At 41.9% G+C, this 22,278-nt stretch carries 22 protein-coding genes; 2 read left to right on the forward strand and 20 right to left on the reverse strand.

What is annotated here, in order from left to right; all coding sequences use genetic code 11:
• Nucleotides 1-18 precede the first annotated feature (18 nt).
• From CS562_RS33170 to CS562_RS07430, 9 genes are all read right to left on the reverse strand, one after another.
• Complete coding sequence (locus tag CS562_RS33170) at nt 19-150, reverse strand: YjcZ family sporulation protein (protein ID WP_208642727.1); 132 nt, start codon at nt 148-150, stop codon at nt 19-21.
• A 108-nt stretch (nt 151-258) separates the two neighbouring features.
• Nucleotides 259-978, reverse strand: coding sequence for a M23 family metallopeptidase (locus tag CS562_RS33700; protein ID WP_099854756.1), 720 nt, complete (start codon nt 976-978; stop codon nt 259-261).
• 245 nt (nt 979-1,223) lie between these two features.
• On the reverse strand, nt 1,224-2,621 hold the full coding sequence (sufB, locus tag CS562_RS07400; RefSeq protein ID WP_062319997.1) for a Fe-S cluster assembly protein SufB: 1,398 nt from the start codon (nt 2,619-2,621) through the stop codon (nt 1,224-1,226).
• A 20-nt stretch (nt 2,622-2,641) separates the two neighbouring features.
• The gene (gene sufU, locus CS562_RS07405; RefSeq protein ID WP_063564289.1) at nt 2,642-3,073 is read right to left on the reverse strand and encodes a Fe-S cluster assembly sulfur transfer protein SufU; all 432 of its coding nucleotides are present in this window, start codon (nt 3,071-3,073) and stop codon (nt 2,642-2,644) included.
• On the reverse strand, nt 3,063-4,283 hold the full coding sequence (locus tag CS562_RS07410; protein ID WP_099854758.1) for a cysteine desulfurase: 1,221 nt from the start codon (nt 4,281-4,283) through the stop codon (nt 3,063-3,065). The genes sufU and CS562_RS07410 overlap by 11 nt, the downstream gene beginning before the upstream one ends.
• On the reverse strand, nt 4,280-5,584 hold the full coding sequence (sufD, locus tag CS562_RS07415; protein ID WP_099854760.1) for a Fe-S cluster assembly protein SufD: 1,305 nt from the start codon (nt 5,582-5,584) through the stop codon (nt 4,280-4,282). The genes CS562_RS07410 and sufD overlap by 4 nt, the downstream gene beginning before the upstream one ends.
• Nucleotides 5,585-5,608: 24 nt before the next feature.
• On the reverse strand, nt 5,609-6,388 hold the full coding sequence (sufC, locus tag CS562_RS07420) for a Fe-S cluster assembly ATPase SufC (protein WP_062320002.1): 780 nt from the start codon (nt 6,386-6,388) through the stop codon (nt 5,609-5,611).
• A gap of 371 nt (nt 6,389-6,759) precedes the next feature.
• Nucleotides 6,760-7,335, reverse strand: coding sequence for a DUF1802 family protein (locus CS562_RS07425; RefSeq protein ID WP_099854762.1), 576 nt, complete (start codon nt 7,333-7,335; stop codon nt 6,760-6,762).
• Nucleotides 7,336-7,460: 125 nt separating this feature from the next.
• Nucleotides 7,461-7,922: a Dps family protein gene (locus CS562_RS07430; RefSeq protein WP_053780517.1), complete on the reverse strand. Its 462-nt coding sequence runs from the start codon at nt 7,920-7,922 to the stop codon at nt 7,461-7,463.
• A gap of 299 nt (nt 7,923-8,221) precedes the next feature.
• Here CS562_RS07430 and mtnK point away from each other — a divergent pair, with 299 nt between their 5' ends.
• The gene (gene mtnK / locus CS562_RS07435) at nt 8,222-9,439 is read left to right on the forward strand and encodes an S-methyl-5-thioribose kinase (protein ID WP_099854764.1); all 1,218 of its coding nucleotides are present in this window, start codon (nt 8,222-8,224) and stop codon (nt 9,437-9,439) included.
• Between the two features lie 44 nt (nt 9,440-9,483).
• Nucleotides 9,484-10,557 carry an S-methyl-5-thioribose-1-phosphate isomerase gene (mtnA, locus tag CS562_RS07440; RefSeq protein ID WP_099854766.1) on the forward strand — a complete coding sequence of 358 codons (1,074 nt, stop codon included), beginning with the start codon at nt 9,484-9,486 and terminating at the stop codon, nt 10,555-10,557.
• Nucleotides 10,558-10,660: 103 nt separating this feature from the next.
• Here the strand turns inward: mtnA and CS562_RS07445 are convergent, their stop codons facing one another.
• The 11 genes from CS562_RS07445 to CS562_RS07495 all read right to left on the reverse strand — a co-directional run bounded on the left by CS562_RS07445 (nt 10,661) and on the right by CS562_RS07495 (nt 22,236).
• Nucleotides 10,661-10,963: a YunC family protein gene (locus CS562_RS07445; protein ID WP_017689545.1), complete on the reverse strand. Its 303-nt coding sequence runs from the start codon at nt 10,961-10,963 to the stop codon at nt 10,661-10,663.
• A 198-nt stretch (nt 10,964-11,161) separates the two neighbouring features.
• Nucleotides 11,162-12,985 carry a DNRLRE domain-containing protein gene (locus CS562_RS07450; protein ID WP_180287067.1) on the reverse strand — a complete coding sequence of 608 codons (1,824 nt, stop codon included), beginning with the start codon at nt 12,983-12,985 and terminating at the stop codon, nt 11,162-11,164.
• Between the two features lie 23 nt (nt 12,986-13,008).
• A complete protein-coding gene (locus CS562_RS07455; RefSeq protein ID WP_099854770.1) occupies nt 13,009-13,944 on the reverse strand; it encodes a hypothetical protein in 936 nt (311 codons plus the stop codon).
• Between the two features lie 29 nt (nt 13,945-13,973).
• Complete coding sequence (locus CS562_RS07460) at nt 13,974-15,161, reverse strand: discoidin/SUN/FTP domain-containing protein (RefSeq protein ID WP_180287068.1); 1,188 nt, start codon at nt 15,159-15,161, stop codon at nt 13,974-13,976.
• A 51-nt stretch (nt 15,162-15,212) separates the two neighbouring features.
• The gene (locus tag CS562_RS07465; RefSeq protein ID WP_099854774.1) at nt 15,213-16,385 is read right to left on the reverse strand and encodes a discoidin domain-containing protein; all 1,173 of its coding nucleotides are present in this window, start codon (nt 16,383-16,385) and stop codon (nt 15,213-15,215) included.
• Nucleotides 16,386-16,442: 57 nt separating this feature from the next.
• Nucleotides 16,443-17,642 (reverse strand): discoidin domain-containing protein, encoded by a 1,200-nt coding sequence (locus tag CS562_RS07470; protein ID WP_099854776.1) that lies wholly within the window; start codon nt 17,640-17,642, stop codon nt 16,443-16,445.
• A 59-nt stretch (nt 17,643-17,701) separates the two neighbouring features.
• Nucleotides 17,702-18,979: an SPRY domain-containing protein gene (locus tag CS562_RS07475; RefSeq protein ID WP_099854778.1), complete on the reverse strand. Its 1,278-nt coding sequence runs from the start codon at nt 18,977-18,979 to the stop codon at nt 17,702-17,704.
• Between the two features lie 63 nt (nt 18,980-19,042).
• Nucleotides 19,043-20,323, reverse strand: a complete 1,281-nt coding sequence (locus CS562_RS07480; RefSeq protein ID WP_099854780.1) for a hypothetical protein — start codon at nt 20,321-20,323, stop codon at nt 19,043-19,045.
• Nucleotides 20,324-20,326: 3 nt separating this feature from the next.
• Nucleotides 20,327-20,965 (reverse strand): hypothetical protein, encoded by a 639-nt coding sequence (locus CS562_RS07485; RefSeq protein ID WP_099854783.1) that lies wholly within the window; start codon nt 20,963-20,965, stop codon nt 20,327-20,329.
• A gap of 45 nt (nt 20,966-21,010) precedes the next feature.
• Complete coding sequence (locus CS562_RS07490; protein WP_099854784.1) at nt 21,011-21,583, reverse strand: hypothetical protein; 573 nt, start codon at nt 21,581-21,583, stop codon at nt 21,011-21,013.
• A gap of 32 nt (nt 21,584-21,615) precedes the next feature.
• Nucleotides 21,616-22,236, reverse strand: a complete 621-nt coding sequence (locus CS562_RS07495) for a hypothetical protein (protein WP_257219417.1) — start codon at nt 22,234-22,236, stop codon at nt 21,616-21,618.
• Nucleotides 22,237-22,278 lie beyond the last annotated feature (42 nt).

Here is a 22,278-nt window from a genome sequence, read left to right on the forward strand (position 1 = left end):
ATTAATCTTTCATTCCGATTAAACGCAGAATGCTTTAGTGATGATAACCAACAGAATGAACAGTACCAAAATCGCACCTGTGTTAGTGAACATATTGTATCCGCCTACGCCGCCTACGTTGCCACCACAGCCATATCCAACTTCGCTCATGTGATTGCCTCCTCTTCATCAGGTATACCCTAACATATGACGTTTGCGTATGGATGAACCGGGCGAACTGGCAACATTCAATAAATAGTTATCTGCCTGCTTTGCCTGTTAACTTGAGGAAGCGGAAGAGACCTTAATGCCCTTCTCCTTGCGATACATGATGACAAGCAATCTCCAAAAGTCATAACTACCTGTTTCGTTATTTATATACGATTGGTAATAATGATAAGCTTCCTCAGCCCAGGACGGACAAGCCATACTTGAAATGTTTTTCTGCTGCTGGATCCAGGCCGACTGGGATTCCAGCATCTTCTCCATCGCTGTTAACCGCTCTCTTTCCTCCGTCGTCATTGGGGTTCCCTCCTGTCCTTCAACCGTCGAACTATATTCAGATTGCAAGTAGATTCCTGGATCAACAACACCATTCTCACTAGCCGTGTATCCATACGAAGGGGAGCTCGTTTTGCGTACCTCATAATGCACATGCGGACCCGTGCTTTCACCTGTACTTCCCTGATTGCCAAGAAGCTGCCCTTGTTTTACTTGCTGTCCAACTTTCACTGCAATTCGGGAAAGGTGAGCATAACAATGTAAGTAGCCCCTATGATCCTGTACCGCAACCGTAAGCCCGTAGCCGCCGAATCCTGAGCCTGTAGCACCTTCCGAAGCAAAGCGTACAGTCCCGTCCATAAATGCATGGATGGGGCCATTCCATGGCTCTGTGACGAGATCGATTCCGCGATGAAATGTCTGGCCGCCAGAAATAGGATGGATTCGGTAGCCAAATGAACTTGTAATCCGATATCCCTTAAACGGATTTATGCTCATGTATTCACATCCTTTTCTATCATTAGATGCTTAAATCTAGTAAATGGCTTGTGCTATTGATCCTATTTTATTACAAATAAACCCAGATAGAGCATTCAAGTATGTTTTTTACTGCAATAAAAAAAGATCGAGGGATAAACTCCCTCGATCTTTCTTGATGCTGTATATAGATCACGTGAAACTGATTCAGCATAACTTCGCCACAATCAAAATCGACGTTTTCGAAACGTGCTAGGGCAGGTGGATTAACCAATAGACCCTTCCATTTCAAACTTGATCAATCTGTTCATCTCTACCGCATATTCCATCGGCAGTTCCTTCGTGAACGGTTCAATAAAGCCCATGATGATCATCTGTGTTGCTTCTGCATCAGTCAAACCACGACTCATCAGGTAGAAGAGTTGATCTTCGGACACTTTGGATACCGTAGCTTCATGCTCCAGCATGATGTTATCATTCATGATTTCATTGTAAGGAATGGTATCGGATGTGGACTCATTATCCAGAATGAGTGTATCACATTTGATATTGGATTTTGCACCTTCCGCTTGGCGACCAAAGGAAGCCAGACCACGATAGGTTACTTTACCACCATGTTTACTGATCGACTTGGATACAATTGTTGATGTTGTATCTGGAGCCAAGTGAATCATTTTCGCACCTGCATCCTGATGCTGATTTTTACCAGCTACAGCGATGGACAGAACCGAACCTTTAGCTCCGCGGCCTTTCAGTACAACTGCTGGATATTTCATCGTCAGTTTGGAACCGATGTTGCCATCGACCCATTCCATCGTTGCATTTTCTTCAGCAACGGCACGTTTAGTAACCAGGTTGTAGATGTTTGGTGCCCAGTTTTGAATCGTTGTGTAACGAACACGGGCATTTTTCTTACAGATGATCTCAACAACCGCACTATGCAGTGAGTTCGTGCTGTAGATTGGAGCTGTACAACCCTCTACATAGTGAACGAAGCTGTCTTCGTCCGCAATGATGAGTGTACGCTCGAATTGTCCCATATTTTCGGAGTTAATCCGGAAGTAGGCTTGCAGAGGCACTTCACATTTTACGCCTTTAGGCACGTAGATGAAGCTTCCTCCGGACCATACCGCACTATTCAATGCAGCAAATTTGTTATCTGCTGGTGGAATAACGGTTGCGAAATATTCACGCAGGATTTCCGGATGCTCTCTAAGTGCAGTATCCGTATCCATGAAGATTACGCCCTGATCTTCCAATTCTTTTTGCATGTTATGGTAAACAACTTCGGACTCATATTGAGCCGATACACCTGCGAGGAATTTTTGTTCCGCTTCAGGGATACCCAGTTTATCAAAAGTTTCCTTGATTTCGGAAGGTACCTCTTCCCATGTTTTCCCTTGTTTTTCAGAAGGACGAACATAGTACTGAATATCGTTGAAATCCAATCCGTCGAGATCTCCGCCCCATTTAGGCATCGGCATTTTTTCGAATTGTTTCAGGGATTTCAAACGGAATTCCAACATCCATTCCGGTTCGTTCTTGATTTTGGAAATCTCCGTAACGACTTCTGCAGTCAGACCTTTACCGGTTTGAAAGATGGATTTGTGTTCGTCGCGAAAACCATATTTATACTCTTCCATTTCTGGTGCTTTTTTAGCCATCTTGCTCTACCTCCCTATCGTTATTGTACATTGTCCTCTTCGTCAATTCCTTTGCGTAGTGCATTCCAGGCCAATGTGGCACATTTGATGCGTGCAGGGAACTTGTTCACACCGGATAGGGCTTCGAGATCTTCATAATCGTCGAAATCGACTTCTTCCCCTTTCATCAGTGAGGAGAAACGGTTAGCCATGTCGAGTGCCTGATCCATCGTTTTGCCTTTGACTGCCTCCGTCATCATTGATGCCGAGGACATGCTGATGGAACAACCTTCCCCCGTATACTTGGCTTCCTGAACGATTCCGTCTTTCAGCAAAAGTTGCAGTGAAATCCGGTCGCCGCACGTTGGATTGTTCAAATTCACCGTGACAGCTTCATTATCAAACGTTCCGCGGTTCCGCGGGTTTTTGTAGTGGTCCATTATGACACGCCGGTACAGATCATCAAGTTGCATCGCCAAAATACTCCTTTGTCTGGATTAAGGCGCTGACAAGCCGGTCCACATCTTGTTCGTTATTGTATAGATAGAAACTGGCACGAGCTGTTGAACTGACTTCAAGCCAGCGCATCAGCGGTTGGCAGCAGTGGTGTCCGGCACGAATGGCTACGCCACTCGCATCCAGCACAGTTGCCACATCATGCGGGTGTACATCACCGAGGTTAAATGTAACCACTCCAACATGACGCTTGGCTGGTCCATAAATGGTCAGTCCGTCAATCTCGGCCATACGTTCCGTTGCATAAGCTGCCAGCACACTTTCATGATGAGCAATCTCATCCATGCCAATCTGCTCCAGGAAATCGATAGCAGCGCCCAATCCAACCGCACCTGCGATAATCGGCGTTCCGCCTTCAAATTTCCAAGGAAGCTCTTTCCAATTGGATTCATAGAGACCCACATCATCAATCATTTCACCGCCGAACTCAACCGGCTCCATGGACTCCAGCAGCGCCTTTTTGCCGTAAAGTGCACCGATCCCGGTTGGTCCGCACATTTTATGGCCGGATAATGCGTAGAAATCACAGTCCAGATCCTGCACATCCACCTTCATGTGCGGTGTGCTCTGTGCGCCATCCACAACAATGACAGCACCTTTGCGGTGTGCAATTTCAGCGATTTGTTTTACCGGATGAACAACACCCATAACATTGGATACATAAGCGATTGCTACAATTTTAGTATTGTTCGTAATCGTCTTCTCCACATCAGCCAAATCAATGTTGCCATCCGGCTGAAGCGGAATGTATTTCAGTGTCGCACCTGTTTCTTTGGCTACCTGCTGCCATGGAATCAGATTGCTATGGTGTTCCATCTGCGTAATAACAATTTCGTCGCCTTCTTTGCAAACTGAGCGTCCGTAGGACGAAGCCACCAAATTCAGAGCGGTCGTTGTCCCACGGGTAAAAATAATCTCCTGTGTGCGGCGTGCGTTGATAAACTTGGCAACCTTTTCACGTGCGCCTTCATAAGCATCCGTTGCACGGCTTCCAAGCGTATGAACACCACGATGCACATTGGAGTTCTCATATTCATAATAATGTTTAATCGCTTCGATTACAGCCAGCGGCTTCTGGGAAGTCGCTGCGTTATCTAGGTATACGAGCGGGTGTCCGTTGATTTCCTGGTGGAGGATCGGGAACTGCTCGCGGATAGCCGGGTTCATTGTCCCAGTTTCCGTTCGATGAGAGACTGCAATTGGGTACGCAGTGCTTCCAGAGGAATATCCGCCACCACCGGAGCCAGGAAGCCGTAAATGATCAGGCGTTCCGCATCCGTACGGTTAATCCCGCGCGACATCAAGTAATGAATTTGCTCCACATTGACTTGACCTACAGAAGCCGCGTGACCTGCTGTTACATCATCCTCATCAATGAGAAGGATTGGGTTGGCGTCTCCACGTGCTTTCGGGCTCAGCATCAGTACTTTCTCTGTTTGCTGTCCGTCCGCTTTGGTAGCACCTTTCTCAATCTTCGTGATTCCGTTAATGATCGCAGAAGCCTCTTCACGCATAACTGCACGTGTAATCATCTGACTTGGCGTGTTTTTGCCAAAGTGACGAGCTTCTGTTGTGTAGTTCAGTTTTTGGGAACCGGAACCTACTGCGATCACTTTGGAATCGGAGCTTGAGCCGTTCCCTTTAAGAACCGTCATCGTGTTGCTTGCAGTATCACCGTTGTTCATCTCACCAACAATCCACTCGATCGAACCGTCGTTCTCCACCACTGCACGGCGGAAAGATACGTCAGTAACACTTGTGCTCAGTTGGTGAACTGATGCGAAACGGACTTTGGCACCAGCTTTCACGAATACTTCCACAACACCGTTATGGAACACAGGTGAAGACAGTTCGCCAGATACATAGTTATCCACATAAGTAACGGAGCTGTTGGACTCAGCAACGACAAGCACGTGTGGTGCAAATGTTGCAGTAGCATCATCTGTGAGCAGTACCGCTTGCAGCGGAACTTCAATCTCTACGTTTTTCGGAACATAAAGGAATACCCCACCGTTCCAAAGTGCTGCATGCAGTGCAGCAAGGGAATGCTCATCTGCTTTTACAGCCGTATTCAGATATGGTTTTACCAAATCGCTATGTTCGCGAACTGCTGTAGCCAGATCTGTGAAGATAACTCCTTTTGCTGCAAGATCAGCAGACAACTTGGAATATACCGTACCGGAATTACGCTGGATAACCAGACTGCCTTCCGCTTGGTCCTTAACCAGATCTTTAATGGAAGCTGGTACTTCCTCAAGGGAAGCAATCGCTTCACTAGCTTTGTATGTGCCGTACTCGCTGACATTCCAGCGTTCGATTTTTTGTTTTTCCAGTTTAGGAAGCGCAAGCCCACTTGCTAGCTTAAGGGCTTCGAGACGCTGCTCGGTCAACCAGCCGGGTTCATTGTTGCTTTCCGACAAGGCGCGAAGCGCTTCAGATTCAACCGGAAGAATTGTTTGTGTAGTCATTGATTATCCTCCTCCGTTTTGTCTTTACGCTTGACCTACAGTTTCGTCTGTGATTCCCAGCTCTTCCTTAACCCAGTCATATCCTTCAGCTTCCAGACGGTGTGCCAGTTCAGGTCCGCCAGACTTCACGATACGACCTTGCATCATTACGTGTACATAGTCAGGCGTAATGTAGTTCAACAGGCGTTGGTAGTGAGTGATGATCAGGAAGCCGCGATCTTCGCTCTTCATTGCGTTTACACCGTTTGCCACAATTTTCAGAGCATCGATATCCAGACCGGAGTCAATTTCATCGAGTACTACGATTTTTGGATCAAGCAGCATCATTTGCAGAATCTCGTTCCGTTTTTTCTCACCACCGGAGAAACCTTCATTCAGGTAACGGTGAGCAAATTCAGGATTCATATCAAGTTCTTTCATTTTACCTTCCATTTGGCGAATAAACTTGATCAGGGAGATCTCGTTACCTTCACCACGACGTGCGTTGATTGCGCTACGCAGGAAGTCGGAATTCGTTACACCAGCAATTTCACTCGGGTATTGCATAGCCAGGAACAGACCTGCACGAGCACGCTCGTCTACAGCCATATCCAGTACATCTTCACCGTCAAGTGTAATCGTACCGTCTGTTACTTCATATTTAGGGTGCCCCATAAGTGCTGAAGCCAGTGTTGATTTACCAGTTCCGTTAGGACCCATGATTGCGTGGATTTCTCCACCTTTCATTTCCAGGTTGATGCCTTTCAGGATTTCCTTACCTTCAATCGTCGCTTTCAGACCTTCAATGACGAAATTCGTAGCCATGTGTATTGTTTCCCTCCATTGATTAAATTGATGTTTACTGTCGAAAACGAAAAAGCACCTATTAATATCTGAACAGGGCTTCCCCTGAATTTCTCCTGTACTCCAATCTCCAAAGCAAGAATCACTTTAGAATAATTCTAAACTGATTCTCAATGATTATCAAGTCATTTCCTAAGAACTCTTGTCCCTTACAGGAAACATTATTCTATCTGATTCTATAATAAAAGCCAGATTGAATCAAATGACAAAACTTCTTCGTCATAAATAGACAGTGAGAAAAATCACAGGAATTCAACCTTTTATCAAATCTGCTCCTCTCAATCGAAAAAGGACCTATCCATATCATGGACAAGTCCTTCCGATAAATAACATTACATTTTGAGCGTCTCGTTAATCTTCTGTACCTGTTCGTCAAAATCCGCAACGTCCACCACCGGCGTCATTTCGCGCGGCACCGGACCATTCGGAATGGAAATCCAAGAACGGCATCCGTTGTATTCAGGTAATACGGGAATTTCCATCGGTTCCTTCAAACGGTACACTCGGAGTATCAATACGTGGAGTGGATCTTTGCGTTTCCACTTTAGGCGGTCTTCGGCAAAATCAGCAGTCCACATATGAAAGTCTAGAAGTCGATCCAGCATCTCCTGATCCTTGATCTCCAAATCCTGTGCCACTTCAGCATATGCTGTGAGACGGATCGTAGAGGCTTCAGGCACCCATTCGGCCAATGATTCCTCAACATAGAAATGATCAGAGGACTTTATCAGTTCTTTACGCTGATGTTCATAAGTCGGATACAGATAGAACGCTGGACTTTTCAACTCAAAACGTCGGGTTTCCTCCACAATCCCGCCTTTGCGCATTACCATAATCTGGCGACCCGTTTCCAGCGCTTTGATTGCGGAGGCCCATTCTTTTAATGCCGGTATCGTTGTGCCTATCATAAAGTTCTCCTCCCAAGTCAGTCTTGTCAGCAGTATAGACGCTCGGCGTCGTCCTGACAACGTGAAAGGTAGGATAGAGTAACTTTATGGTTTATAAGCCAACGAACTCGTAAACGAGAATGGAATTAGCCCAAGAAAGAGCGCAACATCCACATATGTTTCTCCAGATCAGCCTTGAAACCTGTCAGCATATCAGAAGTTGGTTGGTCTTCTGCAGCGTCTGCCACTTCAATACCTTCCTGGTACTCGTTCGACAATGTAGCAAAATCCTCGATTAGATTCTGTACCATTGTGTTGGCATCTTCGCCACCAGCAGCCTCTTGAATGGAGGACAGCTCAAGATATTCTTTCATCGTAGCTGCCGGGCTACCTTTCAGGGTTAGAATACGTTCAGCGATTTCATCCATTTGTACAGTCACTTCATTGTAGAATTCTTCGAATTTTACGTGCAGTGTGAAAAAGTTAGGTCCTTTTACATACCAGTGATAATTATGGATTTTAACATACAGGACGTTCAGGTTTGCCACCTGACGATTAAGTACTTGTTCCACCGATTTTGCTTGATCTGTTTTGTTTTTTGTAGCCATCTTAATCCCATCCTTTTATTATAAAATTAGTCTGACATTCACTATAAGCAGGGTATCCTGCCGTAAATGACAGAGATTTAACATTTCGGCACCACCAAGTGGTGGGGAGCCTTGTCGGCGGCATTTCTATCAACCGTCCGGCCTATTTGTTTTTACCCGTACACCGGAAGTTCGAAACAAGACCGGTATAGTTTGTCTCAAAAAAAGGGTACAAAATCACAGTTATTTCCGATATACTGACATATACCAAGCAAAGAAGTGGGTTTTCCTGTTTCTTCATATATATGGAGGTGGCATTCTTGTCCCAATATCACCCTTTTACACCCCAGGATGCAATCGAACTGGCCAAAACTTTACCGGGTACGTTTGCGGCAGATGCGAATCTGGAATGTCGTGAGATCGGTGACGGCAATCTGAATTTGGTCTTCCATATCACGGATCAGAACTCCGATAAAAGTATCATTATCAAACAAGCTCTTCCTTATGCGAAAGTGGTCGGAGAATCATGGCCATTGTCTCTGGTGCGTGCCAGAATTGAACGGGAAATTCTACAGGAAGAGTATCGTCTATGTCCGGGAATGGTACCGGAAGTGTACCATTATGATGATGATCTCGCCTTAACCGTGATGGAAGACTTGAGCGATCATGTGATTATGCGTAAAGGCCTCATCGATGGCGGAACATATCCTCTTTTTGCACAACATATCGGGGAGTTCATGGCAAGAACGCTGTTTTTCACTTCAGATCTTGGTATGAACCAGCAGCTGAAGAAAGAAAAACAGGGAAGATTCGTCAATCCGGATCAATGTAAAATAACCGAAGATCTGATCTTTGATGAACCCTATCGCATTGCGGAGAAAAATAATTATGAGGCTGCCATTGAAGACGAAGCGGAAGCACTTCGTACAGATGGAGAACTCCATCTTGAAGTGGCTTTGCTGCGCGAGAAATTTCTCACCCATGGTCAAGCTCTACTTCATGGTGATTTACACACAGGCAGTATTTTTGTCACAGCTGAATCCACGAAAGTCATTGATCCCGAATTTGCCTATTTCGGTCCAATGGGATTTGATGTAGGAGCCGTGCTTGCCAATCTGCTACTCCACTACGCCTCGCTGCCAGGTCGAATCCAGGATCAGACGGCTCTTCATGAACGTGAAACGATATTGCTGGATATGGTTCGCGACGTATGGACTGAATTCGAATCCCGTTTCCGCAGCCTGTGGGCTTCAGATCTGGTTGATCCTATGGCTAAGGCGCCTGGATACGAAGATCTTTATGTACAACAATTATTCAGAGATTCTGCTGGCTTTGCGGGCGCGAAAATGGTCCGCCGTATTGTCGGACTTGCGCATGTCGCAGATATCGATACGATTGAAGATGCAACACAACGCGAACGTGCTCAGCGCAAAGCGCTGGCAATCGGTAAAGCACTCATCAAGCGTAATCGCAATCTGAATACCATTGGTGAACTTTTAGATACAGTAGCTACTGCGGTTACTTCTATTAAAGCCTAACTCAAAGAATGATACGGCTTAACTCAAGGAACGGAGGAACACCCATGACAACCCCTGAACATCAGCCTCTGTCCTCCCTTATATGGAAACAGGACAAGCTTGAAATGCTTGACCAGCGTCTGCTGCCTGAAACAATTCTGATGCTGAAACTGTACACGCCCGAAGAGGTATGGGAATCCATACACTCGATGAAAGTACGCGGTGCTCCGGCGATCGGGATTGCTGCTGCATTTGGTGTCGTGCTCGGTGCCAAGGCATATGACGGACTTGCCGTACAAGGCTGGCTCGATCATGTAAAATCCATCTGTGCTCATCTTGCCACTTCCCGTCCAACGGCTGTGAACCTGTTCTGGGCATTGGATCGTATGATGCAAAAAGCCAGTGACCTCGCTGAATCCGGTGCAAGCATCGAAGATAGCAATGCTGCTCTAGAAGCGGAAGCACTTTTGATTCAAAAAGAAGACGAAGAAGTGTGCCGCCTTATCGGTGAAAATGCTCTTCCTTTGTTCGCAGACGGTATGGGTGTGCTCACACACTGTAATGCAGGCGGACTTGCAACCGCGAAATACGGAACGGCGACTGCACCGATGTACCTCGCTCATGAGCGTGGCATCAACCTGAAAGTATTCGCAGACGAAACGCGCCCTGTCCTTCAGGGTGCACGCCTTACGGCCTTCGAACTCCAGCAAGCCGGTATTGACGTTACTCTGATCTGCGACAACATGGCTGGCATGGTGATGTCCAAAGGCTGGATTCAGGCAGTTATCGTGGGTACAGACCGCGTCGCTGCCAATGGGGATGTAGCTAATAAAATCGGAACTTACAGCGTAGCGGTCCTGGCCAAAGCGCACAACATTCCTTTCTATGTTGCCAGCCCACTGTCCACCATTGACCTGTCTACGCCATCCGGAGATCTCATTCCGATTGAGGAACGTGCTGCGGAGGAAGTAACCGAAGGATTTGGCAAACGTACGGCACCACAAGGTGTGAAAGTATTCAACCCGGCGTTTGATGTTACACCTAACGAATATGTAACGGCCATTATTACGGAAAAAGGCGTCGTTCGCGCTCCTTTCAAAGAGAATCTGGCTGCCTTGTTCGCCAAGGATGAAGCTTAATTAATAGAAGTAAGTTTGATTGTTTGATATAGGATTGGTACATGTAAATTAAAGAAAGGGCTCCCCAGTAGGGGAGCCTTTTTAATCGTCTAATATTCAGGGATTAGATCATCTTGAGCAATGCTTCTACACCCGTCATGCCAACCGTAATACCCATGGCTTCGGCTTCCGTTGTCACCGACTCCATTGGTGCATGCAGCAGCTGTTCCAATGTGCGCACGCCAACCGCCCGAGCTGCAATAATCTTGCGATCCCCAAGCTTCTCATTAAGTAATCCCACATCGAGTGCTCCGCACATGATATATCCTTTGGATGTATTAATCGTCAATAATGTCGTTTTAGGCAGCTTTACCTCTACCCCGACCAGAACATGTTCTCCAACCACAATCGGCTCCATCGTCACCATAATTTCCCGATACACCTCCTCTTTCACAGGTCACGATAATTGTATGCCTCATTCTGGATAGCCGTGTGGACACCTGCCGTGTTTTGAGAAAATGTAAGTTATTTACGGATGAAATGAGTGTATTGCTTCTACAATGAGTGTTAAACGAGAAACGCAAAAAAAGAGGGCACTAGGCCCTCTTGTTTGACTTTATTTTGATTATAAAATGTAGAAATAAGCTTGATTCCCAGGTCCTTTCACAACCACTGTGGATGTTAAATCACTCGCATCTCGTTTACGAATACTTGTAATCGAACTTAATTCCTCATTCGCAATTACTCTTGGATGGATATAACCAGCCAGATCCGGTTTGGAAACCGTAATTTCATTCTCCATATCAAAGATCTGTCTCACATCAACAGTCGATTGTATGTCCTTCCATTCATACACATAAAGGGTACACTCCAGGTATTCTCTTTCTTTAACGATAATGTGGCCATCCAGAACATCCACATATTTGACCTCAATACTCGAAACCACATCAGGTTTGGAAACAGACAGTTTCCCGGGTTGTTCTTCAAAATTCGGAACTTCAATAATGCTTGCTATACCTGCATTGGCTGAAGCTCTTACGTTGATCTCACTGTTTATATCAGGTGTAGACACGGCTAAATTCGAAATCCAGACTTCTTCATATAACTGTGAAATGGTTAGTTCACTAGCCAGAGTCATCTGTCTATCGACAGTAATCACTGAAGATATTTCAGGATGAGAAACGGTAATTCCCATCTCTTTTTCTTCGTTGCGACTTACTCTAACAGCTACCAAGCTTTCTTTATCTGCGACTGTGCGTATGGCGGTAATGATTTCGGAATTGAGCTCTGGATTCGAAACGGCAACCCATGACTCTTTCTCCTTCACCATATTTTCAGCTACCGAGATCGTCACCATCAGTTCTGCATTCAACCGCTTGGCTACAATCAGGTCTACATCCAGGTTTGGATGACTAACAGATATAACCTCAGGTAAATCATGATGTACATGGTCTTGATATCTGTGAACATACAACTCTGACGTTAGCCACTCAAGGCCAATATCACTGTGTACAGTTAACGTTGAAGCGACTTCTGTCCGACCTGTGCCATAAATAAAAACGTCACTTTCTATTTCGGTTCGACCGATCGAATAGATTTGAGAAGTGATATATTTAATTTGTAAAATCGGTGGTTTGGATGACTCACGAGTGTTGAAATAAATAAGTGTGGCATCACTTGATTGAATAATCAATCCCATATTCGGAACGCTATGCTCTCTCCACATCTTCAGCAATTCCATCATATCAAACTCAACACAACGTTCAGTTGTATTGAGAATATAACTAGATGATAAAAGTTGAGTTGAATGTGGTCTGTTCGCATACGTTATGCCGTATTCAAGCCATAATGTATTAGGCTGATGTAGTTCAATACGTGCATCAGGTGCCAGACTCCCCGTGTAATACAATTTCAACTTGGCTTCTTCAAGATATAATAGATCAGGTATTCTGGCATCCAGATCACCAAAACTTACGAAGGATTCAAACTGCTCTATTTCATCTCTACCAATCATCATACGCTGCGTGTCACCAAAGTTGAGTGTCTGCAAGTGAGGCTGACTTCGCGTTGTCGCATCGGCAATCGGCTCTAGTTTCATTACGACACGCGGTGCTTCCAATAACTCATATTTACCATGTGCACGGTTATGTGGACGAACGGAGAGCATACCTTCAAGATCTATTTTAGATGCTGCTTGGATGGATGAATCCAAATCTCCTTGCCCTCTGTACATGATAGAAAGATAATTGGTCATCTCGTCTGTACGTCTGACGCGGACAGATACGCTTGAAGACACATCAGAAGTTAATCTTGTCGCAGCTGTTAACGATGCAGATAATTCTTCGTCTATCTGATTGTATAGAATATACTTTGCAGCAAAACGATTTTCTGGACTTTTAATATGTATATAACTATCTAATAGAGTCTCCCCGTTTAGAATTTTACTCACTTCCTGTCTCATTGTATTGAGAGCTACACCCGGTCTGCGGTGACCTTCATCTCAAAATTACCATTAGGATTAGGCTTCGCATGGATATCAGTTGCAATTCGAATATAAAAATCAATGCTCTCATCAGGCTGAGTTAGACCGTATATCAGATAGTCGATCGGAAGAAAAGGATTAGCCTGTCTGGATAATTGGACTTCTACACCCTCGGTTTCAAATTTCTTATCCATCTCCAGGTAAACATTATCTACGGCATATCCAAGCAGATTTTTAATTCTAACTTTCTTCGTTAATGTCGTCTGTCCAGCGATGATCACACCATAATCAAGTTGCTTCAAAATACCGCCAAATGTATCGGACAGAAAGTCTCCCGACTCATCCATAAACATTAATCCAGAATATGATCCTATAAATTTGGTTTCCCAATAGTCGATGACGCCCCAGTAATCCTGGAACTCAACCTTCAACGTATTTTCGGCACCAAAATTAACTTTCCTCTCGTCAATGCCAATATCGATATTAAACGGCGAGGACATTAATCGAGTGAAATCCCCTTCCTCTGGATAATATGGTTTACCGTTCAATAACACGCGATATTTGACTTTACCCTGATCTGCATCGTCCAGCACACCCTTTAGCTTGTTACCAGAGAAGATTACGTTGACCGTAGCTGTAGTATTCAGGAGTTGCAGAGACATATCTTTGAACTCGACTCCATTACGGGGCGAGTCCATCACCATCATAACTTCATCCAACGCATAGATATTTTCATAGTGAATACTACTGTCAAAGTAATAGGCAAGTCGAGTTAAACCAGTCAGGTCTTTCTCCGGGATAGAGTTAAGTGTGTCTAGACTCATTCCCTTTCTCATGAACAGGGTTAAGTTCGTAATATCCACATCGAACCACTTATTGAAACGATACGTCTTCCATGTTTGCCCGGAGTCGAACGATGCAGCCATTTTCAATATGCCCTCACCAGAGGTTGGAACTACTTTCGTAGCAATAATTTTTTTATATCTCCATACAAAGCAATATCAGATGGTTGCACAATTAATTGTTCGAAAGGCAACGCATTGTACGTTAACATCATGTCGCTATTTCCTGCAATAACGTCTTCATCATTCGTCCACGTAACCACGTCAAAATCTCCCTCAAGTTCATCCAATGGGGAGTAGTTTGCAGTGATATTTAATTCGGATGATGTTTTGGATGGGTCATCTGTGTAATACAAGACATCGACACTATCCCCTAGTTCGTCATATAGGGTAAAAGGTTCAGTTTCGATTGTGATCGTTGATTCTGTTTGATTGGGATTGTCGGTGTATTCAATGATTTTGATTTCTTTATCTTCCCACTCTTCCGCGAGGGTGAATGGATCGGTTTCAATTGTGACTACTGATTCTCTTGCTGTTGGGTCATCAGTGTAATAAAGCACTTCTATTTCTTTATCTTCCCATTCTTCAGCGAGAGTAAAGGGTTTGGTTTCAATATTGAAGGACATTTCTGTTTTTGTTGGATCGTCATTGTAATAGCAAAATTCAACTTCCCCTTGTAGCTGTGCCCAAGCGGATTCTGGGATAACTGAAATATCATCCATACCATTTTCTAAGTATTCTTTCTCTGTGGGATTTCCCCCTAATATAGCGATCACAATAAATTCACTCCCATTATAACTCTTGAATTTTAGGTTGTTGTAAACAAAATATCTATGGTCATAAACCATACCAAACATCTCCATGTTGTGTATGCCGACATACCCAGTATCTCCGTTATTTTGTGTTATATTGATTCTATATCTTTTATAATAGTTAGAATTCAAGAAAGAAAACTCCCGTTTTATGTTGGCATTCCAACCCGTTTGCGAACTAATAGTGTCAAGAATAATCCAAACACCATTGTCGCTCAAACCCTCAAAAGTCCAACTCCTCGGCGCGCGACTCTCGTACCCTTTATAAATTTCTAATGAATACTTTTGAATAATCATCGGTTCAGAAAATTCATAAGACAACCATCCCTTTACTTGTTGGACTAACCAATGATCCGTTGTAGTTTGATCTGATCTATTAAAAGCTCTATAAGGTTCTCTTTCACTAAAATTCCCACTTGCACTAGCAACACCAGCAGGAGAAGTGTTAGAAGTCATAATTGGTATAATATTTTCTGATTTCAAGTGCATATTTAAGGTCAACTCCTCTTCTCTAAATTCTAGATCAAACATTTCATTTGCTTATGTGATTGATGCTTTCTTGATTGGTATTTTAGCTGTATCTATTTTTTGCTTAAAGACTTTACCTGTTCCGAGTAACTGACTAGTTTGATTTACATAATTTTTAAAAACAGTTTCGTTTTCTAAATCAATCAATTTAGCTTTATTCATACCGAACCTTATAAAAATATCTTCTGTTTTATTAGGTAAGATATTAACTCGATCAAAAAGGTTATGTGTAACTTTTAGATTATTTGAATACACTTCAAACTCGATAAAAGACACATAGTCAACATTGCCTGCATATGCACTCAGTCTTTGTATTTTCACAAATGAAGTTTTTTTAGATGGAAATTGAACACTCGACCAATCCGACTCTGTAGGTACTTTATTATAGTCAACTGAGGCATCGCTTAAAGTCGTTTGAAATGTACTCCCATCGGAGAAAGATAACTCACAATCTTTAATACGAGGAATCACATTGTTGTTATAATTTAATCTATATTGTAGGAATTTCACTTTGTTTATCTCGATAGCATAAGGGAACTCAATCATAAACCATGCTTTGGTATCATTCAAAGCAGAAGACCATCTACTTCCATTTGTATTATCTGTTAATATGAATCCAGAAATTGCGTTCTCCGCAGTGAAATTAATATTAGCAATTGTGCTTGCGCTTGCTTTCATAGTTAATTTTCCAATGGAATATAGGTGATCTCCTGATGAAATCAAGAATTTATCATAATATAATAGTTCAAACATCTCCATCATACCAATAGCTATACGTGCATAACCATTGTTACTTGTCATATTAAGCCGATATATTTTCAATAGCTTAGGTGATGAAATTTCAAACTCATTCGAAGTTGTCCATGTAGTTATGCTACTCCTCGTGTCTAATACAGTCCAGTTAGTACCATCGTTGGAACCTTCGAAAGTCCAAGCTTTTGGCATTCCTGTAGCAGTCCATGCGGTTAATCTATACTTACTTATAGTTTTAGGACTTGGAAATTCATAAGACAACCATCCAGATGTAGTGTTGTTCGTGGCAAAATACGTGCTTGTATTTCTATTAAATGCTCTCCAAGCTTCTGTAGAAGAAGGGTTGTACTCGCTACTCGCACTTGCAATACCGCTAGGTGCAGTAGCAGATGTCATAATAGGTATTGCATTCTCTGTAGATATATATCCCATAATTTATCTCTCCTTTCAAAAACAAATAGAACACACCATATAGATGTGTTCTTGAAGCTAACCCAATATAATCTTATTTGCTCGATGCTTAGACCTGTCTATTTTTTGTTTGAAGACTTTACCTGAACCTATAGTTGTATAATTTTGTTCAACAAAAGCTCTTTTTATCATACTTACAGATAGATCAATTACAGTTGATTTTTCCATTCCATGGCTAATGAAATTTGCTTCTTTTTTCACCGATACCGTTTTTAGTGATTGATTAATTGTTTCATATATTTCAATTTCGCCAATATATAGACTTGCATCACCATTATTATCTGTAACATTCAATCTATAATGTCTGTATGTGACAGGTTTAGATAGTTTAAATGACCTTCTTTCAGCCGCTACCCAACCAGTAACATTAACCTGCGTGTCTAATACAGTCCAGTTAGTACCATCATTAGAACCTTCGAATGTCCAGTTCTTTGCCATTTGACTTGGTATACTAGTTCCCATTTGGTTTCTCACATGAAGTGCATAGTCGGTAACGTATTGAGGAGTTACTAAATCAATAGATATCCACCCGATTTTCCCCCCACTAAGCCAAGAATCAGCTTCATTCGCCGCCGATCCGTAATTACTTGTAAAAGCCTTGTATGCAGAATATGCAATGTGTCCAACAGATGAAGCTTTTGCAATGTATGGTGCAGGAGTAGTGTCTGAGGTCATTTTAGGTGTTTTACTTATAATGGAAGATGGAATAATTCTATTGACTCCATCTTCCGTAGAAATCATGAATTTATCAAAATAAGCGACTCCAAACATTTTCAATTCATTTATCACAACTTGTGGCCCACCATTGTTAGCTGTCCAGTTTAACCTATACATCTTGAATCTTTTAGCTTTGCTGTAATCAATAATATACTCTTTATCTGTGTTTACAGTTGTCCATGTTTGATTGATTTGCGTATCTAATACAGTCCAATTCATTCCGTCATCCGATCCTTCAAATGTCCAATTCTTTGGCATGTGGGGAAAATAAGTTGCAGATAAACTCCTAACAATGTACTTTCCAATCCTAACAGGATTCACAAACTCATATCCAATATGTCCGACACTACCATTTCCACTGACGTAACCATAAACATCAGAGTTATCAAATGCCTTATCTGCATTATTTCCTGAAGTAGCATAACTGCTAGAAAAAGCCCTGCCACTTGGAGTGGTCATTGATGTCATAATTGGAATCAGATTATCGGTATAAGTATACATGCAATCATCTCCTTTCGAAAATAAATAGAACACACCATATAGATGTGTTCTTCGTAAATTTAGCCAAGTGTGATTTTATCTACTCGGCGTTTTGACATATCGATTGTGTGTTCAAAGGTCTTGCTCGACCCTAATGGCAAGTTCATTTTGATTACATCTTTAACCTTATCAACCACTCCATTAAATGATATATCGCCTTTCATGCCATATTGGATAATGTCATTTTCATCGCTTGTATCTATAACATACATTGTCTGATTCTTTTTTTGAAATATTTCCATTTCATTCACGCCGACTGTGGTGGTTAAATTATAAGAACTTAAGATGTTTAGACGATAATACGAATATGCTTTATTACTCTCAAAATCGTAATATATCCTCGTTCCCACATTAGGTTGCGTATTTGTGTATAGCTTCTCATACATAACACCATCATTCGAACCATATAGTTCAAAATCTTTGATAGAATGCTTATCTCCAGTTACAAGCAGTGATGCTAAAGATATTCCTGTAATAACCTTCGGTTTTATAAATTTAACTTGCAACCAATGTCCTCCTGTTGGTGGAGTTGATAAAGTATACCAAAATGGTCTAACTGTCGCATTTACGATCCCATCAAAAGCATACCACGGATAGTCGGAGGCATTAAATGCACTTGCAGTTATCTCTACATTAGCATTTAACGCAGACGTCATAACTGGTACAGCATTTTCTCTACTAACTGTCTTTTCAAGGCGATAGTTTTTCCCACCTGATGAAAGTAAGATTTTATTCTCATAGGATATGTTGTAGGGAGAAAAACCAGCAGGAACAGGGTATTTGAAGTCTCTCGATCCAAAATTAACAGTGAAAGAGATTGGACCGCTTGAAGCTGTCCCAACCGAAGCAAAGAACGGAAACACTTTTCCCAAGTTCAAAATATCTGTGTGAGAAACACCCATGCTAACACCATTTTTATAGAATTCCAACGTTCCATTGTCAAGATCCATTGCAACCCCGATCACGACGCTCCCCCCTGATTCTTTCAATCTAGTTCCGTATGGAGTGTTTTCTGGATACTTGTTCCCATTATAGCCAAAGTATGTCCTAGTGTATGAAGAGTTCACTGGAAGGGAGTTATAAATAGGGAACAATGTTTCGCTTACAATTCCAATGTGGATTCTATAATCATTGGTTGTTGTATGCGTGTATTCCCAATACCATTTTCCACTAGACTTGCCTAAAGTAGTGGTTATTCTTGAAGAGTCCGTTACTGATTTAGCTCCTAAAAGATTGGAGTCTAGAGTATGAGTTCCATATTTATTGTTTGGATCTAAGGTGACATTTAATATATCCACTTTTCCATCTCCTTTCTAAAAAGATTATTATTTTAGAAACAAAAAGAAGTAGAGCGTTCAGCTCTACTTCACACTTATACTTGTTATTTCAAAATACTTTTTCAAATCAATACTATCCTTGAATATCTTACCTGATCCTAACGAACCACTGGCAGACATACTCGCAACGAAAGCTTTGTTTTTCCTATCTAATACAGAAAGATCATCCATTCCGTCATTAATAAAAGTGTCTTCCGAAGGCAAAGTTGCGGATATTGTCTTCCACATTCCAGTAAGAGTGTCGATTTTTTTATATGATCCATCGTGATTAATGAATGTTCTATTTAGCGGTAATATTTCAACCTCCAAGACAGGTCTATAACCAGTCACAGTTGAGCTTGTATTCGTTGTTATACTTCCATTATTATTTTGGATGAAAGCATCTGCTGTTGTGCCACCTCTTTGAACCCTTTTATCTGAGTAGGAGGGATAGGTGGTTGAAGTCCAACTTCTAACTACTCCAGACCAATTCCATACATTGTTATCGCCAGCGGTTATTTTTCCATTCAATGTAGAGTTAACAATATATTTATCCCATTCATTGTCTTTATTTATTGAATCGATACCACCTGAGATGACCCTTAAAACAAATTTAAACCTACTGTTATCATCTAGATTTTTTTGAACACCAAAAATCAAACCCTCACCATTAAGTGCATCCCAAGAAATAGATGCCTGAATGTTCCTGTCGGCTACAAGTACCTTTTTCCCATTATATTCGTCGACCATAATAAAATAAAAATCTACGTTAGGAATATTTGTTGGTGTGGATACCATACTGGAAATCTCTTTGCCTAAGTTACCGAGTGTGCCAGATTTACCAGAAGTAGCTACAACATAGTTACATCTGATACGTTTTCCGATTTCAAGGTCTGTAATATTTGTTACTTCATCTGGATGGAGCAATCGTCCTGTAGAGTCAATGTCGATAGCGTCTAAGTCAAAGCTACCTGTCACAAAACTCAGTTCAACAGTGTGTTCTTCATCCGATAAATTAAATTTTTCATAACCTAATATCTGAAATTGAGAAACGCCATTTTGACTGAAAACCTCTTCTGCTCCATCTATCTTAATCTTAACATTCCCTCTTGCGGGATCACGATAACCGATGATTCTTAGTTTGGTTCCTACAAAATTAAACGAAGCCTTAGCATTTACATCACTGCTGTAAATGTTCGTTCCGCTATAGTAAGATGCATTCGATGTACTTAGCCAAGTGCCAATAAACTTGACCTGACTGCTCTGACCATCATACCTTTTCCATCCTGTTTCTGGCACTGATAATTGATCTCCTATTACTGCCATACATTACACCTCCCTATATTCAAATACTGGTCTAAATCCTATATAGTTTTGCGTTGACGAAGATAATGTAAAAGCCACATCTCTATTGTCCGATCTTGTCTCATACCCTCTCACAATTCTCATGGAACTGGTTGCACTTAATGATGTTCCAGCATTTGTAGTCCATGTGCCAATAGCTGGTGTTTCTTTGGTCCATGAAAAAACATTAAGATGATGCCAAACATTATCGTCATTGAGCTTTACCTTTCCACCCAATCGACCGTTTTTAATATACTTATCCCACTCATTGATTATAGGGAATGCTTCCAATCCTAAGTCTTTCATACTCAGTTTTCCATCCTTGTCTGCATATCCTATTCCACCAGATATACTACGGACGATTCCTGAGACACCACCAAAGGTTTTAGGCAACCCTTCAATAATCTTATTTGCATTCATTGAATCCCAAGTGACAGTATGACGCCTAACACGATCAGAGATTAAAAGACCTTTGTCTACTTTAATAGCGTACCAGTAGTAGTTGTTTAAACTTGTAGTACCAACCAACCCATTTACAGGTATTTCGTTTGTTCCAAGTGTGCCATCTATAAACTGATTTCCAGAAGAATCGTAACGCCATACAATGTAATCTCCAATCTTCATATATTCGATCTCAACTGTCCTGTCGTTGCTGGTGCCGGCATCTCTTTACCCCCTTCCCACTCTAATCGCATCCATCTTTTTGAACTTGGTTCTTTTAATCTTTTTTGAAACAATGAGACCACCCGGGGGGCTCGATACCATATCCATCTTATCTCTGTATGTTCTCTTTAAAGACAGGAAGCCAGCTTCACTTTCAACAAACTCATTATTGTATTTCCCTGGAACTTTATAATCATCTATGTAAAAATTAGAGTCTTTCTTCTCAGCGAAAATCTCAATCTTAATTCTTGCGTACTTTGCAGGAGCATTATGAATACTGCCATCTGTAAGCGCTTCTTCATATGTACTCCAATTAAAACCATCCTCAGATGTACTCACATACTGCTTGTACGTGGCTCCACCAGAAACATCAATAGTACCAGCAATACCTTTAAATGAAGCTATCTTGTCCTGAATCAGAATTGGCATAGACTCCCACAATCCAAAGGCAGGATATATTGGATTTCCATCTGCGTCTTGCCCTAGCTTCCTTAACTTTAATTTCTGATCTTGGAAAACTGTATCTTGGAATACACCCACTGATAAATCGATATTTAATGCTATTTCCTGAATTGTCATTCTCTCACCACCTTCATAATATCGAATTCAAATCAGGGAATATCCCAGTTGATGATTCCAGCATGGTTAGCCTTCAAAGGGGCTTCTATCTGATCTATTACAAATCCGTTCTTACGAATAACTAATCGCCCAGGCAAATCCTGATTGGAAGAAATTTTAATCTGAAAGTACACATGATCCTTTAATGGCAGGGAACACACGCATTGAAAATTAATCTGAACGTCGTTCAAACTCATCGATTTTTTGTAACCAAAGTTAAAACATTCGATCGTGTTTCTGAACGTTCCCGAATTCCCAGTCCCTGAATATCCACTCATATTAGCTTCTGAAGACCCATTTTTGAATTGAATGATGTCATTATATAGAAAAGTTCTTCCGGTTAACGGATACTCTTGATCGTCACATACGAATGATACGGAGTAACGATCGGCATTAATGTGAAAGACACCATTGGCAACGTTATAGTACACTTGAGAGCCTTGACCTAATAATCCGAAAGAAACCAGCTTGTCTTTGTTAATCTCATAGAAACTATGCGATTCTTTTGTTTGTAAATCGAACTCACTTAGATATGTTCCATCATAATAATCAGCAACCCATACATAAGCTTGGGATACAAGTGAGTGAGTATACTGCGTATTACCTAGAATCAAAATGTTCCCCCCTTATATTAAAAAGAACAGGCTGATTTAGCC

The organism is Paenibacillus sp. LK1 (assembly GCF_002750415.1).
Lineage (GTDB): Bacteria > Bacillota > Bacilli > Paenibacillales > Paenibacillaceae > Paenibacillus > Paenibacillus taichungensis.

Bases quoted from the DNA above. Each gene is read 5' to 3' on its own strand.
- sufU (WP_063564289.1), bottom strand. From the start codon at position 3,073: ATGCAACTTGATGATCTGTACCGGCGTGTCATAATGGACCACTACAAA.
- CS562_RS07425 (WP_099854762.1), bottom strand. From the start codon at position 7,335: ATGATAGGCACAACGATACCGGCATTAAAAGAATGGGCCTCCGCAATC.
- CS562_RS07470 (WP_099854776.1), bottom strand. From the start codon at position 17,642: ATGTATACTTATACCGATAATCTGATTCCAATTATGACATCAATGACC.
- CS562_RS07445 (WP_017689545.1), bottom strand. From the start codon at position 10,963: ATGGTGACGATGGAGCCGATTGTGGTTGGAGAACATGTTCTGGTCGGG.
- CS562_RS07480 (WP_099854780.1), bottom strand. From the start codon at position 20,323: ATGGCAGTAATAGGAGATCAATTATCAGTGCCAGAAACAGGATGGAAA.
- CS562_RS33700 (WP_099854756.1), bottom strand. From the start codon at position 978: ATGAGCATAAATCCGTTTAAGGGATATCGGATTACAAGTTCATTTGGC.
- CS562_RS07410 (WP_099854758.1), bottom strand. From the start codon at position 4,283: ATGAACCCGGCTATCCGCGAGCAGTTCCCGATCCTCCACCAGGAAATC.
- CS562_RS07455 (WP_099854770.1), bottom strand. From the start codon at position 13,944: ATGGCTGCATCGTTCGACTCCGGGCAAACATGGAAGACGTATCGTTTC.
- sufC (WP_062320002.1), bottom strand. From the start codon at position 6,388: ATGGCTACGAATTTCGTCATTGAAGGTCTGAAAGCGACGATTGAAGGT.
- CS562_RS07465 (WP_099854774.1), bottom strand. From the start codon at position 16,385: ATGGGATATATATCTACAGAGAATGCAATACCTATTATGACATCTGCT.
- CS562_RS33170 (WP_208642727.1), bottom strand. From the start codon at position 150: ATGAGCGAAGTTGGATATGGCTGTGGTGGCAACGTAGGCGGCGTAGGC.
- CS562_RS07430 (WP_053780517.1), bottom strand. From the start codon at position 7,922: ATGGCTACAAAAAACAAAACAGATCAAGCAAAATCGGTGGAACAAGTA.
- CS562_RS07485 (WP_099854783.1), bottom strand. From the start codon at position 20,965: ATGAAGATTGGAGATTACATTGTATGGCGTTACGATTCTTCTGGAAAT.
- CS562_RS07490 (WP_099854784.1), bottom strand. From the start codon at position 21,583: ATGACAATTCAGGAAATAGCATTAAATATCGATTTATCAGTGGGTGTA.
- sufD (WP_099854760.1), bottom strand. From the start codon at position 5,584: ATGACTACACAAACAATTCTTCCGGTTGAATCTGAAGCGCTTCGCGCC.
- sufB (WP_062319997.1), bottom strand. From the start codon at position 2,621: ATGGCTAAAAAAGCACCAGAAATGGAAGAGTATAAATATGGTTTTCGC.
- mtnA (WP_099854766.1), top strand. From the start codon at position 9,484: ATGACAACCCCTGAACATCAGCCTCTGTCCTCCCTTATATGGAAACAG.
- CS562_RS07460 (WP_180287068.1), bottom strand. From the start codon at position 15,161: ATGCACTTGAAATCAGAAAATATTATACCAATTATGACTTCTAACACT.